Below are 13986 nucleotides of genomic sequence, written 5' to 3' on the forward strand. Positions count from 1 at the left end.
TTGCAGATTTCGACCGCTTGTTCGTGTTCATCATGAAAGATAAAGAAATGAAAGTTTTAGTTGTAAAAACGTCCTCGATGGGGGACGTGATTCATACTTTGCCTGCGTTGACGGATGCTAAAAATGCGATTCCGAATATCCAATTCGATTGGGCGGTGGAAGAAAATTTTAGTGAAATTCCGTATTGGCATTCGGCGGTAGATAAGGTTATCCCGTTAGCGATTCGCCGTTGGCGCAAGAACTTGTGTAAGCGGCAAACTTGGTTGGAATGGCAACATTACCTAAAGCAACTTCGCTCGGAAGAATATGATGCGGTGATTGATGCGCAAGGGTTGATTAAAAGTGCGGTATTGGTAACCAAGCAGGCAAAGGGAACAAAATACGGCTACGACAAGCATTCTGCTCGAGAAAGGTTAAGCAGCCTGTTTTATGATCAAACTTTTAATATCGCTTACCAACAACACGCCGTAGAACGGATTCGAAAGTTATTTGCTAACTCTCTGAATTATGTACTTCCCGATGGATTAGGTGATTATGGCATTGCCACACATTTTGCAAAAAAATCTGAAAATTCAACCGCTTATCTGCTTGCGATTCATGCGACAACAAGAGCGGATAAGCATTGGAAAGAAGATTATTGGCGGGAAGTGATTCGAGAGCTAAGCATACAAGGGATTGAGATACGTTTACCTTGGGGCACTCAACAAGAAAAAGAGAGAGCCATGCGTTTGGCGGAAGCGAGTGCCAATGTGACGGTATTACCGAAATTGTCTCTCACTGAATTAGCGGAACAAATTGCCGGTGCGAAAGCCGTGTTGTCGGTGGATACCGGTTTGAGCCATTTAGCTGCGGCATTGGATAAACAAAACGTAATTTTATACGGCGCAACCGACCCGAAATTAATCGGCGCTTACGGCAAAAACCAACATTATCTGACCGGAAACGGTATGGCGAATATTTTACCTTATCGTGTCTTGCAAACCTTAGAAACGCTGATCACAGAATAATCAATTTATCCCGTGGCGAATACTTGACTTTTAGTCCGTATAACACTAGAATCTACCGTCCTTTCGTCTTTGAAAGGATGTTTTTTTAATTTTATTTTTAATAATTTTAACTGGAGCTTTTAAATGGCAACTATCAACCAATTAGTACGCAAACCGCGTGTGAAAAAGGTTGTAAAAAGCAACGTTCCTGCATTAGAGGCTTGCCCGCAGAAACGTGGCGTGTGTACTCGTGTATACACTACTACACCTAAGAAACCGAACTCAGCATTACGTAAAGTATGCCGTATTCGTTTAACAAATGGCTTTGAAGTAACTTCATACATCGGTGGTGAAGGTCATAACTTACAAGAACACAGTGTTGTATTAATCCGTGGTGGTCGTGTTAAAGACTTACCGGGTGTGCGTTATCACACTGTACGTGGTGCACTTGACTGTGCAGGCGTTAAAGACCGTAAACAAGGTCGTTCTAAATACGGCGTTAAACGTCCTAAAGCTTAATGGATCTCCGTTAAGTAAGGCCAAACGTCTAAATTAATCAAAAAATTTAAACCATAAACTCCAGTCAATCGTGATGTGCTATCACACACAATAGATGAGTTTTGGATTATCCTGAATATATAAACGGAGTATTTGCAATGCCACGTCGTCGTAGTGTTGAACCTCGCAAAATTCTTCCAGATCCGAAGTTCGGTTCAGAATTACTTGCAAAATTTATTAATGTTTTAATGGTAGATGGTAAAAAATCTACTGCAGAATCAATTATTTACGGTGCTTTAGAAACTTTAGCACAACGTACTGGTAAAGAAGCTTTAGAAGCTTTCGAAGCAGCGTTAGAAAACGTACGTCCAACAGTAGAGGTTAAATCTCGTCGTGTTGGTGGTTCTACTTACCAAGTACCAGTTGAAGTTCGTCCAGCTCGTCGTAACGCATTAGCTATGCGTTGGATCGTTGAAGCAGCTCGTAAACGTGGTGACAAATCAATGGCATTACGTTTAGCTAACGAACTTTCAGATGCGGCAGATAACAAAGGCTCAGCTGTTAAGAAACGTGAAGACGTGCACCGTATGGCTGAAGCGAACAAAGCGTTTGCTCACTACCGTTGGTAATCGCTTAGCTTTACATCTTAAAGGCTTCATCCAAATGTGTGGTGAAGCCTTACCCTTATTAAGAATTTTAATTTAAATCCCAAACAAGGTAATAAATAAAAATGGCTCGTACAACCCCTATTTCACTTTACCGTAACATCGGTATCAGTGCGCACATCGATGCGGGTAAAACAACTACTACAGAGCGTATCTTGTTCTATACAGGCGTAAGTCACAAAATCGGTGAAGTTCACGATGGTGCAGCAACAATGGACTGGATGGAACAAGAACAAGAACGTGGTATCACGATCACATCTGCTGCAACAACAGCATTCTGGTCTGGTATGTCACAACAATATCCACAACACCGTATCAACGTTATCGATACTCCGGGACACGTAGACTTCACAATCGAAGTAGAACGTTCTATGCGTGTTCTTGACGGTGCGGTAATGGTTTACTGTGCGGTTGGTGGCGTTCAGCCTCAATCAGAAACTGTATGGCGTCAAGCGAATAAATACGGTGTTCCACGTATCGCATTCGTAAACAAAATGGACCGTACAGGTGCAAACTTCTTACGTGTTGTTGAGCAAATCAAAACTCGTTTAGGTGGTAACGCAGTTGCATTACAACTTCCTATCGGTGCAGAAGACAGCTTCACAGGTGTGGTTGACTTAATCAAAATGAAAGCAATCAACTGGAACGAAGCTGACCAAGGTATGACTTTCACATACGAAGATATTCCGGCAAACATGGTTGCTGAATGTGAAGAACGTCGTGCAATGTTAGTAGAAGCTGCAGCTGAAGCATCAGAAGAGTTAATGGAAAAATTCTTCGAAGAAGGCGATCTTTCTGAAGAAGAAATCAAAGCGGCATTACGTCAACGCGTATTAGCAAGCGAAATTATCCCAGTTTGCTGTGGTTCTGCATTCAAAAACAAAGGTGTTCAAGCAATGCTTGACGCGGTAATCGACTACTTACCAGCACCTACAGATATCCCAGCAATCAAAGGTATCAACGAAGACGAGACTGAAGGTGAGCGTCACGCAAGCGATGAAGAGCCATTTGCAGCTCTTGCATTCAAAATTGCAACTGACCCATTCGTTGGTAACTTAACATTCTTCCGTGTTTACTCAGGTGTAATCAACTCTGGTGATACAGTTTACAACTCAGTTAAACAAAAACGTGAACGTTTCGGCCGTATCGTACAGATGCACGCTAACAAACGTGAAGAAATCAAAGAAGTTCGTGCGGGCGATATCGCAGCGGCAATCGGCTTAAAAGAAGTTGGTACTGGTGACACATTATGTGCACAAGATGCGCCAATCATCCTTGAGCGTATGGAATTCCCAGAGCCGGTAATCTCTGTAGCGGTAGAACCAAAAACTAAAGCTGACCAAGAGAAAATGGGCTTAGCATTAGGTCGTCTTGCACAAGAAGACCCTTCATTCCGTGTTCACACAGATGAAGAGTCAGGTGAAACTATCATCTCAGGTATGGGTGAGTTACACTTAGATATCATCGTTGACCGTATGCGTCGTGAATTCAAAGTTGAAGCGAATATCGGTAAACCACAAGTATCTTACCGTGAAACTATCCGTACACGTGTTAACGATGTTGAAGGTAAACACGCAAAACAATCTGGTGGTCGCGGTCAATACGGTCACGTTGTAATCGACTTATACCCATTAGACCCAGAAGGTCCTGGTTACGAGTTCGTGAACGAGATCAAAGGTGGTGTGATTCCTGGTGAATTTATCCCAGCAGTTGATAAAGGTATCCAGGAACAACTTAAATCTGGTCCATTAGCGGGTTACCCAGTAGAAGACATCGGTGTACGTTTACACTTCGGTTCATACCACGATGTTGACTCATCTGAGTTAGCGTTCAAACTTGCAGCGTCATTAGCGTTTAAAGCAGCGTTCGCAAAAGCTAACCCAGTATTACTTGAGCCAATCATGAAAGTTGAAGTGGAAACTCCACCAGACTACGTTGGTGATGTAATCGGTGACTTAAGCCGTCGTCGTGCAATGGTTAACGGTCAAGAAGCGAATGAGTTCGTTGTTAAGATCAATGCAGAAGTTCCATTATCAGAAATGTTTGGTTATGCAACAGACTTACGTTCACAAACTCAAGGTCGTGCATCTTACTCAATGGAACCATTAAAATACGCTGAAGCGCCTACAAGCGTTGCAGCAGCAATTATTGAAGCTCGTAAAGCTAAATAATTTTATTTTTAACCTGAGCCATAGCAATAGGGTTATGGCTCATTTTTTAGGAAGCTATCAAAGTGTCTAAAGAAAAATTTGAACGTACAAAACCCCATGTAAACGTGGGTACAATCGGTCACGTTGACCATGGTAAAACAACTTTAACAGCAGCGATCACAACTGTATTAGCGAAACACTTCGGTGGTGCAGCTCGTGCATTCGACCAAATCGATAACGCGCCGGAAGAAAAAGCGCGTGGTATCACCATCAACACTTCACACGTTGAGTACGATACAGAAACTCGCCACTATGCGCACGTTGACTGCCCGGGACACGCGGACTATGTTAAAAACATGATTACTGGTGCGGCGCAAATGGACGGTGCAATCTTAGTAGTAGCAGCGACAGACGGTCCAATGCCACAAACTCGTGAGCACATCTTATTAGGTCGCCAAGTAGGTGTACCATACATCATCGTATTCTTAAACAAATGCGACATGGTAGATGACGAAGAGTTATTAGAATTAGTAGAAATGGAAGTTCGTGAACTTCTTTCTCAATACGATTTCCCAGGTGACGATACACCAATCGTACGTGGTTCAGCGTTACAAGCGTTAAACGGCGTAGCGGAGTGGGAAGAAAAAATTCTTGAGTTAGCGAACCACTTAGATACATACATTCCAGAGCCAGAGCGTGCGATTGATAAACCATTCTTATTACCAATCGAAGATGTATTCTCAATCTCAGGTCGTGGTACAGTAGTAACAGGTCGTGTAGAACGTGGTATCATCAAATCAGGTGAAGAAGTTGAAATCGTAGGTATCAAAGAGACTACGAAAACAACAGTAACTGGTGTTGAGATGTTCCGTAAATTATTAGACGAAGGTCGTGCGGGTGAAAACGTTGGTGCATTATTACGTGGTACAAAACGTGAAGAAATCGAACGTGGTCAAGTATTAGCGAAACCAGGTACAATCACACCACACACAGACTTCGAATCAGAAGTATACGTATTATCAAAAGAAGAAGGTGGTCGTCATACTCCATTCTTCAAAGGTTACCGTCCACAGTTCTACTTCCGTACAACAGACGTAACAGGTACAATCGAGTTACCTGAAGGCGTAGAGATGGTAATGCCGGGCGATAACATCAAAATGACTGTGAGCTTAATTCACCCAATCGCGATGGACGAAGGTTTACGTTTTGCGATTCGTGAAGGTGGCCGTACAGTAGGTGCAGGTGTTGTAGCGAAAATCATCAAATAATTAAGTTTTTAGCTTAATATTTGAGCGCGAAATGCTAGAGAAGGCGTGTCGAAAGACACGCCTTTTTTGTTGGTTGTTGGGTAATGAAGCTTAATGACTCGCTAAATCAATTCGGGATAGATAGGGATGGAGTTTCCGAAAATAAAAAAGCAGAGTTGATACTCTGCCTTTTAAAAAGAGTGTGCTGAATGATATATAGATAATTATCCTAGGAAAATACCTAGGCTAAACAGTAAGTTAGTGATCAATGCTAGGCCAGCCATTTGCCCTAAAATGGGACGTAATTCAATCGGATTCTTGTGGCGATAAACAAATAAGCCATGTTTTGCAAGTAAGGGTACGGCAAGCAGGAAGAGGAAGCTATACCAATGCTGAAATTCACTGATTGCAAAAATCAGATAAGAAACAACCGCTAGTATTAATAACGTAACGTGATAAATTCGCCCGTTTTGACTACCGATACGGACAATCAGGGTATTTTTACCCGCTTGTTTGTCTTGGTTAATATCACGTAAGTTATTGATATTTAATACTGCTACAGATAGCAAACCGCAACCAAAGGCAGGGATAAAAATCATCGTCGGAATACTGTGTGCTTGTAAGTAGAATGTACCGATTACCGCCACAAACCCAAAGAAAATCAGTACGAATAAATCTCCCAGTCCTAAATAGCCATAGGCTTTTTTGCCGACCGTATAGGTAATGGCCGCCACAATCGAAATCACCCCTAAGCTAATAAAGACTACTAAGTCTTGGATGGATTGATAGGCGTAGACCGTCAAGCCAACGCCGGCAATAAATGATAAAAAACTCAACAGGATCACTGCATTTTTTAATTGTCCACCGGTGATTGCACCATGCTGAATGGCGCGTAATGGACCAATGCGTTCTTTAGTATCGGATCCCTTAACATGATCACCATAGTCGTTGGCAAAATTAGACAATACTTGTAATAAAATGGTGGTAATAAAAGCAAGTAACGTAGTGATTACATTGAAATGTCCTGCCCAATATGCCAATGCTGAACCGACGATAATAGAGGCCAGGGCTAAAGGTAATGTTCTTGGGCGTGCGGTACTAAACCAAATGGAAAAAGTTGAATGCTGATTCATAAATAGATTTAAATAAGATAGTAAGAACTAAAATAATTTATATTAATACAAAATGCCTATGCAGGTTTTGATTTTTAACAGAAAAAGTACAATTTTATGACGACTTTACAACCTTTAATGCTAAATCCAATTGGAATTATCCATAGCCCTTATGATGAAAAGTTTTCAGTGCCACGACAGCCGAATTTGGTTCAAGAAGGCAAAGGTATACTGAAACTGTTACCGCCTTATAATTCGCCTGATGCGGTACGAGGTATCGAGCAATTTAGTCATTTGTGGCTGATTTTCCAATTTCATCAAATCCCTGAGCGTGAATGGCACGCAACGGTACGCCCGCCTCGTTTAGGTGGGAATGAACGAGTTGGAGTATTTGCCAGCCGAGCGACACATCGTCCAAATCCAATTGGTTTATCTAAAGTAGCGTTAGAAGGCATTGAGATAAATAATGGAGAAGTGTTATTAAAACTTGGCAGTGTGGATTTGGTTAACGGCACACCGATTCTAGATCTCAAACCTTATATTGCGTATGCCGACAGTGAACCTGATGCGCGTTCCGGTTTTGCGCAAGATAAACCGCAAGCCAAACTGGCGGTTGAGTTCTCCGAACAAGCGCTACAAGCGGTCAAATTTTGCCAAAATTTTGCAAATTTCGGTATTACACGGCCACTTGATTTTATTCGTAATGTGATTGAGCAAGACCCTCGTCCGGCTTATCAACAAGGTAAAATTACTGAGCGGATTTATGGCATGAACCTTGCCGGCTATAATATTCGTTGGCAAATTTGTAGGCAAAACGCCAATAAAGCTATCGTTCTGAGCATCGAAAATGAACTTAACGAGAAAACGAACCTCTAAGCTAGCAACTTTGAGTTGAACTCATAATCATCAAGGAGACAGGATGAAATTACAAAAAATTCTTGCAATTCTACCGCTTGCTTTCACTAGTATGGTAAGTCATGCCGAAGAAAAAGCAACAACGACAAACAGTATGCCAACTCAATTTTCTTTCTCTACAGAAGTTAGCCGTACGGTAGAAAAAGACTTAATGCGAGCAATGGTTTATAGCCAGAAAGTCGGCAAGTCATTATCAGAACTCAAATCAACGGTATCGACAAATCTGAATAAAGTGATTGCGGATGCGAAACCTTATATGGGAATTAAAATTCAGACGGAAGGTGTGAGCAGTTACCCTAATTATAATCAAAAAAATAAAGTAGATGGTTGGGTAGTAGAAGGTCGAGTTCTCTTTGAAACCAAAGATTTTGCGGCGATGGCGAAAGTGCTTGATAATTTAGGAGATGAAGTGGCGATTAGTCATATTTCATTTAGTGTTTCGCCGGAAAAAATGGCGGCATTGGAAGATGAAATGACCTTAGATATTATCAAACAATTTCAGCATAAAGCGGAAGTAGTACAGAAAGGTTTAAATGCGAAACGTTATACCTTAAGCCAAGTGCAATTAGAAACGCCGAATGGTGAAGGAATGCATCAACGTCCGATGATGGCGATGGCAAAAAGCAGTTATGCCGCAGAGGAGAGCAGTTTGCCACTTGAAGCGGGTAGTGAAACGATTTCAGCAAGAGCATCCGGTACGGTGACCTTCGAGTAAGCGTTATTTTTTCTAAGAAAATGTGTAGTGTTATTTGCATTAGACGTTTTTTAGAAGGGCTATCGAATTTAATTTGATAGTATTGGAAAGCACAGACACGTGTGTGTCATTTAATTTTATTTTTAAGGAAACAATAATGAAAAAATATTTCGCCGAGTTTTTCGGTACATTTTGGTTAGTATTTGGCGGCTGTGGTAGCGCAGTATTAGCAGCGGGTATTCCTGAGTTAGGTATTGGTTATGCAGGCGTATCACTTGCATTCGGTTTAACCGTATTAACAATGGCTTATGCAGTAGGTCATATTTCAGGTGGTCACTTTAACCCAGCAGTTTCGATCGGCTTATTAGTCGGTGGTCGTTTTAATGCAAAAGATTTAGTGCCTTATATTATTGCCCAGGTTGTCGGAGCAATTGCAGCAGCTGCGGTGTTATATACGGTAGCTTCAGGTATGGCAGGCTTTGATGTGACGGCTGGTTTTGCAAGTAACGGTTTTGCAGAACATTCTCCGCATGGTTATTCAATGGTGGCGGCACTTGTGATTGAAGTGGTGTTAACCGCATTCTTCTTAATTATCATTATGGGTGCAACCGACAAACGTGCACCGGCAGGTTTTGCACCGATTGCGATTGGTTTAGGTTTAACGTTAATTCACTTAATTTCAATTCCGGTAACCAATACTTCGGTAAACCCGGCTCGTTCAACCGGTGTTGCGTTATTCCAAGGTTCTTGGGCAATTGAGCAATTATGGTTATTCTGGGTTGCACCAATTGTAGGCGCGATTATCGGTGCATTAGTATACCGTTTTATTGCTGAAGAAAAATAAGCTTTAGTATCGTATAATTATGCAGTGCTATTTCGGTAGCGCTGCATTTTGTTTATAAGAGATATAGGATAAATATGAAATCGTTACTTAAACTTTTGGCGCTTACTGTAGGCTGTGGTCTATTAAGCGGCTGTTTAGTCACTTCGGTTGTGAGTGGTGTTGTCGGTACTGCTGTTGATGTGGTTGATACGGTTACACCGGATATTACCGATTAAATTTGCAAATTTCGTGCAAAATCAGACCGCTTGTTTTAACGAAGCGGTCATTTTATTTCTATATTTTGGCAAACCTTTGCAAATCTGCGATAAACCGCTACAATGAATCGTATTTTTACCTAAATATATAAAAAGGAATCTTTAATGAAAATCGCAAAAAATGTTGTTCCAAGCATTGCTTATCAAGTTCGTACTCAAGACGGCGTGTTAGTTGATGAAGCACCGGTAAACCAACCGTTAGAATATTTACACGGCCATAACAACCTTGTTGAAGGTTTAGAAAAAGCGCTTGAAGGCAAAGCGGTAGGCGATGTTTTTGAAGTTCGCGTTAAACCGGAAGAAGGTTACGGCGAATACAACGAAAACATGGTTCAACGCGTACCAAAAGATGTATTCATGGGCGTTGATGAATTAGAAGTCGGTATGCGTTTTATCGCAGATACGGATTTAGGTCCATTACCGGTGGTAATCACTGAAGTTGACGGTGATGAAGTTGTGGTTGACGGTAACCATATGTTAGCAGGTCAAGAGTTATTATTCTCTGTTGAAGTGGTTGCAACACGTGAAGCGACATTAGAAGAAATCGCACACGGTCACATCCATTCTGGCCACGAACACGGCGGTTGCTGTGGCGGTCATGGTGAAGAAGGCGGTTGCGGATGTGGCGGCCACGGTCATGACCATGATCACGACCACGACCACGACCATCACCACGGCCACGGTGGTTGTGGCTGCGGCGGTCACCACTAATTTCGATTGATATTATGATTGGCGCAAGCGGTTATCGCTTGTGCCTTTTTAGTTTTTTCAAATCAACCTGACGTACCTCTCAATACGCCGATAGTTAAAGTATAAAAATATAAAAAATACAGAGCAGTGTTATGAGCAATCCAACAATTCAATCCGGCACCGATTATCTACGTGCTATCTTAAGTTCCAATATCTACGACCTTGCACAAGTGACGCCACTCCAGAAAATGGAAAAGCTTTCCGAGCGTCTAGGCAACCAAATTCTCATCAAACGTGAAGATCGCCAACCTGTACACAGTTTCAAACTGCGCGGCGCTTTTGCGATGATCTCAAATCTTTCAGCCAGCCAAAAAGCGGCGGGCGTTATTACCGCTTCGGCAGGTAACCATGCTCAAGGTGTCGCACTTTCAGCAAAACATTTAGGGCTTCGTGCGCTTATCGTGATGCCGCAGAATACACCGGCAATTAAAGTGGATGCGGTAAGAGGATTCGGTGGTGAGGCATTATTGTTCGGTGCTAACTTTGATGAAGCGAAAGCGAAAGCATTAGAACTTTCCGAAGAACTCGGTATGACTTTTGTACCGCCTTTTGATCACCCGATGGTGATTGCCGGACAAGGTACAATCGGTATGGAATTAGTACAGCAACGTTCCGATTTAGACTATGTGTTTGTGCCGGTCGGCGGTGGCGGTTTAGCGGCAGGTATTGCGGTGTTGATTAAACAGGTTTTACCGAATGTGAAAGTGATTGGTGTTGAATCCAAAGATTCAGCTTGTTTGCAACATGCGTTGAAAGTCGGCAAACCGGATAACTTGGAACGTGTCGGATTATTTGCAGACGGGATTGCGGTAAGACGTATCGGCGATGAAACTTTCCGCTTATGTCAGCAGTACATTGATGAAGTGGTGTTGGTCGATAATGATCAAATTTGTGCGGCAATGAAAGATATTTTTGAAAACGTACGTGCGGTGGCAGAACCTTCCGGTGCGACTTCATTAGCCGGATTAAAAAAATATGTTAAAGAGCATCAGCTTGAAGGTAAAAACTTAGCTTGCGTGCTTTCCGGTGCGAATTTGAATTTCCATACATTACGTTATGTTTCGGAACGTTGTGAAATCGGTGAGAAACACGAAGCCTTATTAGCGGTAACCATTCCGGAACAAAAAGGTAGTTTCTTAAAATTCTGTGAAATTTTAGGTAATCGTGCGGTAACCGAATTTAATTACCGCCATGCAGATGATCATCAAGCTTGTATTTTTGTCGGCGTACGTATTAGCGGTAGTGCGGAAAAGGCAGAGATTATTCGAGATTTACAGCAAAACGGTTATGACGTAACTGACCTTTCGGATGATGATATTGCGAAAACACACATTCGTTATATGGTGGGTGGACGTCCTACTACTGTTGAAAATGAGCAACTTTATAGCTTCGAATTTCCGGAGCAAAAAGGTGCATTATTAAAATTCTTGCAAACCTTAACCGATTGGGATATTTCCTTATTCCATTACCGTGCGCACGGGGCGGATTACGGTGATATTTTGGCTGCTTTTGCATTAAATAGTGAAGACGAAGCCAAATTTAAACAACATTTAGAACAGCTTGGATACCGTTATCAAAATGTGACAGATAGTCCCGCATATCGTTATTTTTTAAAATAAACGGTGGGTGCGAATTATTTGATTAATTTGTTGTCGAAGCCTATGCAATTTTTGGCTTTTTTCTTATTAACTTTTTCTACTCTCTTTCGAGGATTTAAATATGGCAGAACGTAAATATTTTGGTACGGACGGTGTACGTGGCAAAGTAGGTCAATTTCCTATCACTCCGGATTTTGCGTTAAAACTGGGTTGGGCAGCAGGTAAAATTCTTGCAACCCAAGGAACTAAAACTGTTTTAATCGGTAAAGATACGCGTATTTCCGGTTATATGTTGGAATCAGCATTAGAAGCAGGTCTTGCGGCGGCAGGTCTTTCGGCTGCATTTGTAGGCCCAATGCCAACACCGGCGATTGCTTATCTTACTCGTACTTTCCGTGCCGAAGCGGGTATAGTGATTTCGGCATCGCATAACCCATATTACGATAACGGTATTAAGTTTTTCTCGAATGTCGGTGAAAAATTACCGGATGAAGTAGAAGAAGCGATTGAAGCACTGTTAGATCAACCGATGGATTGTGTTGAATCGGCACAATTAGGTCGTGCAACGCGAATCAATGATGCAGCGGGTCGTTATATCGAATTCTGTAAAGGAACATTCCCGGCAAACTCAAGCTTGAAAGGCTATAAAATTGTAGTGGACTGTGCGCACGGTGCAACTTACCACATCGCACCTAACGTCATGCGTGAACTGGGTGCGGAAGTCATTGAAATCGGTACTAAACCGGACGGTTTAAATATCAATGAAAAATGTGGTGCAACTGATATTACTGCTTTACAAAAAGTTGTCGTTGAATCAGGTGCGGACGTAGGTCTTGCTTATGACGGTGACGGTGACCGTATCATGATGGTTGACCATTTAGGTAATAAAGTAGATGGTGACCAAATCCTATTTATTATTGCTCGTGAAGCATTACGTTCAGGCAAATTACACGGTGGTGTTGTCGGTACGTTAATGAGTAATATGGGCTTAGAAGTGGCGTTAAAACACTTAGCAATTCCATTTACTCGTGCGAATGTAGGCGACCGTTACGTACTCGAACAATTAAAAGAAAAAGGCTGGAAATTGGGTGGCGAAAACTCAGGTCACATTATCGTGTTAGATAAAAACACCACCGGTGACGGTATCATTGCTTCTCTTGAAGTACTTGCAGCGATGGAAGCGCATAAAATGAGCTTAAATGATCTTGCGCGTGCAGTTCCATTGTTCCCACAAGTATTGCTTAATGTTCGTTTTGAAGGCGGTAACAACCCATTAGAGAGCGATGCGGTAAAAGCGGTTGCGGCAGACGTGGAAAAACGTTTAGCCGGCAAAGGACGTATTCTTTTACGTAAGTCTGGTACAGAGCCACTCATTCGTGTTATGGTGGAATGTGAAGACGGTGCATTAGCGCAAAGCTGTGCCGAAGAAATCGTTGAAGCGGTTAAAAATAACTAACTAATGACAAGCGGTCGAATTTTTGCAAAAATTTGCGGAAATTCGACCGCTTTGATTTATGGCAAATTTGTTGTCTTGCCGATGAAAAGCAGCCTCATATTTTTAAAAGAAGACTAATAAAGGATTAATTATGACCCAACAAGAAATGAAAAAAATTGCCGCTCAAGCTGCGCTTCAATTTGTAAAACCGGACACTATTGTAGGCGTGGGCAGTGGTTCTACCGTAAACTGTTTTATTGATGCATTAGCGTCAATGAAAGATCAAATTAAAGGTGCAGTAGCTGCCTCAAAAGCTTCTGAAGAGCGCTTACGTGCGATCGGTATTGAAGTTTTTAACGCCAATGAAGTGACTGAATTAGACGTGTATATTGACGGTGCGGATGAAATTACTCCTCAAGGTGCAATGATTAAAGGCGGCGGTGCAGCCTTAACCCGTGAGAAAATCGTCAGCTCGCTGGCGAAAAAATTTGTTTGTATCGTGGATAGCTCAAAACAAGTGAACGTATTAGGTTCAACTTTCCCGTTACCGGTAGAAGTGATCCCAATGGCACGTTCTTACGTGGCTCGCCAATTAGTGGCGTTAGGCGGTTCACCGGAATATCGTGAGGGCGTAGTGACCGATAACGGTAACGTTATTTTAGATGTACATAATTTCCAAATTCTTGAACCATTAAAAATGGAACATACCATCAATAATATTGCCGGTGTCGTGACAAACGGAATCTTTGCACAGCGCTATGCAAACGTAACCATTGTCGGGACTCCTGAAGGTGCGAAAGTTATTGAGTAAATTCGTAAAACACACGAACTATTTTCT

General features: G+C 42.0%; 14 protein-coding genes. 13 read left to right on the plus strand and 1 reads right to left on the minus strand.

Annotated elements, in window-relative coordinates; genetic code table 11:
* Positions 1 to 47 precede the first annotated feature (47 nt).
* From rfaC to tuf, 5 genes are all read left to right on the plus strand, one after another.
* Positions 48 to 1007: a lipopolysaccharide heptosyltransferase RfaC gene (rfaC, locus tag EL121_RS06790; RefSeq protein ID WP_039199094.1), complete on the plus strand. Its 960-nt coding sequence runs from the start codon at positions 48 to 50 to the stop codon at positions 1005 to 1007.
* A 123-nt stretch (positions 1008 to 1130) separates the two neighbouring features.
* Complete coding sequence (gene rpsL / locus EL121_RS06795) at positions 1131 to 1505, plus strand: 30S ribosomal protein S12 (protein ID WP_005543325.1); 375 nt, start codon at positions 1131 to 1133, stop codon at positions 1503 to 1505.
* 137 nt (positions 1506 to 1642) lie between these two features.
* A complete protein-coding gene (gene rpsG, locus EL121_RS06800; RefSeq protein ID WP_015674362.1) occupies positions 1643 to 2113 on the plus strand; it encodes a 30S ribosomal protein S7 in 471 nt (156 codons plus the stop codon).
* Positions 2114 to 2214: 101 nt separating this feature from the next.
* Complete coding sequence (gene fusA / locus EL121_RS06805; protein ID WP_039198619.1) at positions 2215 to 4320, plus strand: elongation factor G; 2106 nt, start codon at positions 2215 to 2217, stop codon at positions 4318 to 4320.
* Positions 4321 to 4382: 62 nt separating this feature from the next.
* Positions 4383 to 5567: an elongation factor Tu gene (gene tuf, locus EL121_RS06810; RefSeq protein WP_015674055.1), complete on the plus strand. Its 1185-nt coding sequence runs from the start codon at positions 4383 to 4385 to the stop codon at positions 5565 to 5567.
* A gap of 203 nt (positions 5568 to 5770) precedes the next feature.
* Here the strand turns inward: tuf and EL121_RS06815 are convergent, their stop codons facing one another.
* On the minus strand, positions 5771 to 6679 hold the full coding sequence (locus EL121_RS06815) for a 1,4-dihydroxy-2-naphthoate polyprenyltransferase (RefSeq protein ID WP_039198622.1): 909 nt from the start codon (positions 6677 to 6679) through the stop codon (positions 5771 to 5773).
* 96 nt (positions 6680 to 6775) lie between these two features.
* On the opposite strand from EL121_RS06815, the gene tsaA reads away from it, so the two are divergent.
* From tsaA to rpiA, 8 genes are all read left to right on the plus strand, one after another.
* Complete coding sequence (tsaA, locus tag EL121_RS06820) at positions 6776 to 7534, plus strand: tRNA (N6-threonylcarbamoyladenosine(37)-N6)-methyltransferase TrmO (protein ID WP_039198626.1); 759 nt, start codon at positions 6776 to 6778, stop codon at positions 7532 to 7534.
* 43 nt (positions 7535 to 7577) lie between these two features.
* Positions 7578 to 8288: an SIMPL domain-containing protein gene (locus tag EL121_RS06825; RefSeq protein ID WP_039198627.1), complete on the plus strand. Its 711-nt coding sequence runs from the start codon at positions 7578 to 7580 to the stop codon at positions 8286 to 8288.
* A 136-nt stretch (positions 8289 to 8424) separates the two neighbouring features.
* Positions 8425 to 9111 (plus strand): aquaporin Z, encoded by a 687-nt coding sequence (gene aqpZ, locus EL121_RS06830; protein ID WP_039198629.1) that lies wholly within the window; start codon positions 8425 to 8427, stop codon positions 9109 to 9111.
* 74 nt (positions 9112 to 9185) lie between these two features.
* Positions 9186 to 9326 carry a hypothetical protein gene (locus EL121_RS11580; RefSeq protein ID WP_164997540.1) on the plus strand — a complete coding sequence of 47 codons (141 nt, stop codon included), beginning with the start codon at positions 9186 to 9188 and terminating at the stop codon, positions 9324 to 9326.
* 144 nt (positions 9327 to 9470) lie between these two features.
* Positions 9471 to 10076 carry a peptidylprolyl isomerase gene (gene slyD, locus EL121_RS06835; protein WP_039198634.1) on the plus strand — a complete coding sequence of 202 codons (606 nt, stop codon included), beginning with the start codon at positions 9471 to 9473 and terminating at the stop codon, positions 10074 to 10076.
* A 131-nt stretch (positions 10077 to 10207) separates the two neighbouring features.
* Positions 10208 to 11734, plus strand: coding sequence for a threonine ammonia-lyase, biosynthetic (gene ilvA / locus EL121_RS06840; protein WP_039198636.1), 1527 nt, complete (start codon positions 10208 to 10210; stop codon positions 11732 to 11734).
* Positions 11735 to 11834: 100 nt separating this feature from the next.
* A complete protein-coding gene (gene glmM, locus EL121_RS06845) occupies positions 11835 to 13169 on the plus strand; it encodes a phosphoglucosamine mutase (protein ID WP_039198637.1) in 1335 nt (444 codons plus the stop codon).
* Positions 13170 to 13299: 130 nt separating this feature from the next.
* Positions 13300 to 13959 (plus strand): ribose-5-phosphate isomerase RpiA, encoded by a 660-nt coding sequence (gene rpiA / locus EL121_RS06850; RefSeq protein ID WP_039198639.1) that lies wholly within the window; start codon positions 13300 to 13302, stop codon positions 13957 to 13959.
* Positions 13960 to 13986: the final 27 nt, after the last annotated feature.

This window comes from Actinobacillus equuli (genome assembly GCF_900636745.1).
Taxonomy (GTDB): domain Bacteria; phylum Pseudomonadota; class Gammaproteobacteria; order Enterobacterales; family Pasteurellaceae; genus Actinobacillus; species Actinobacillus equuli.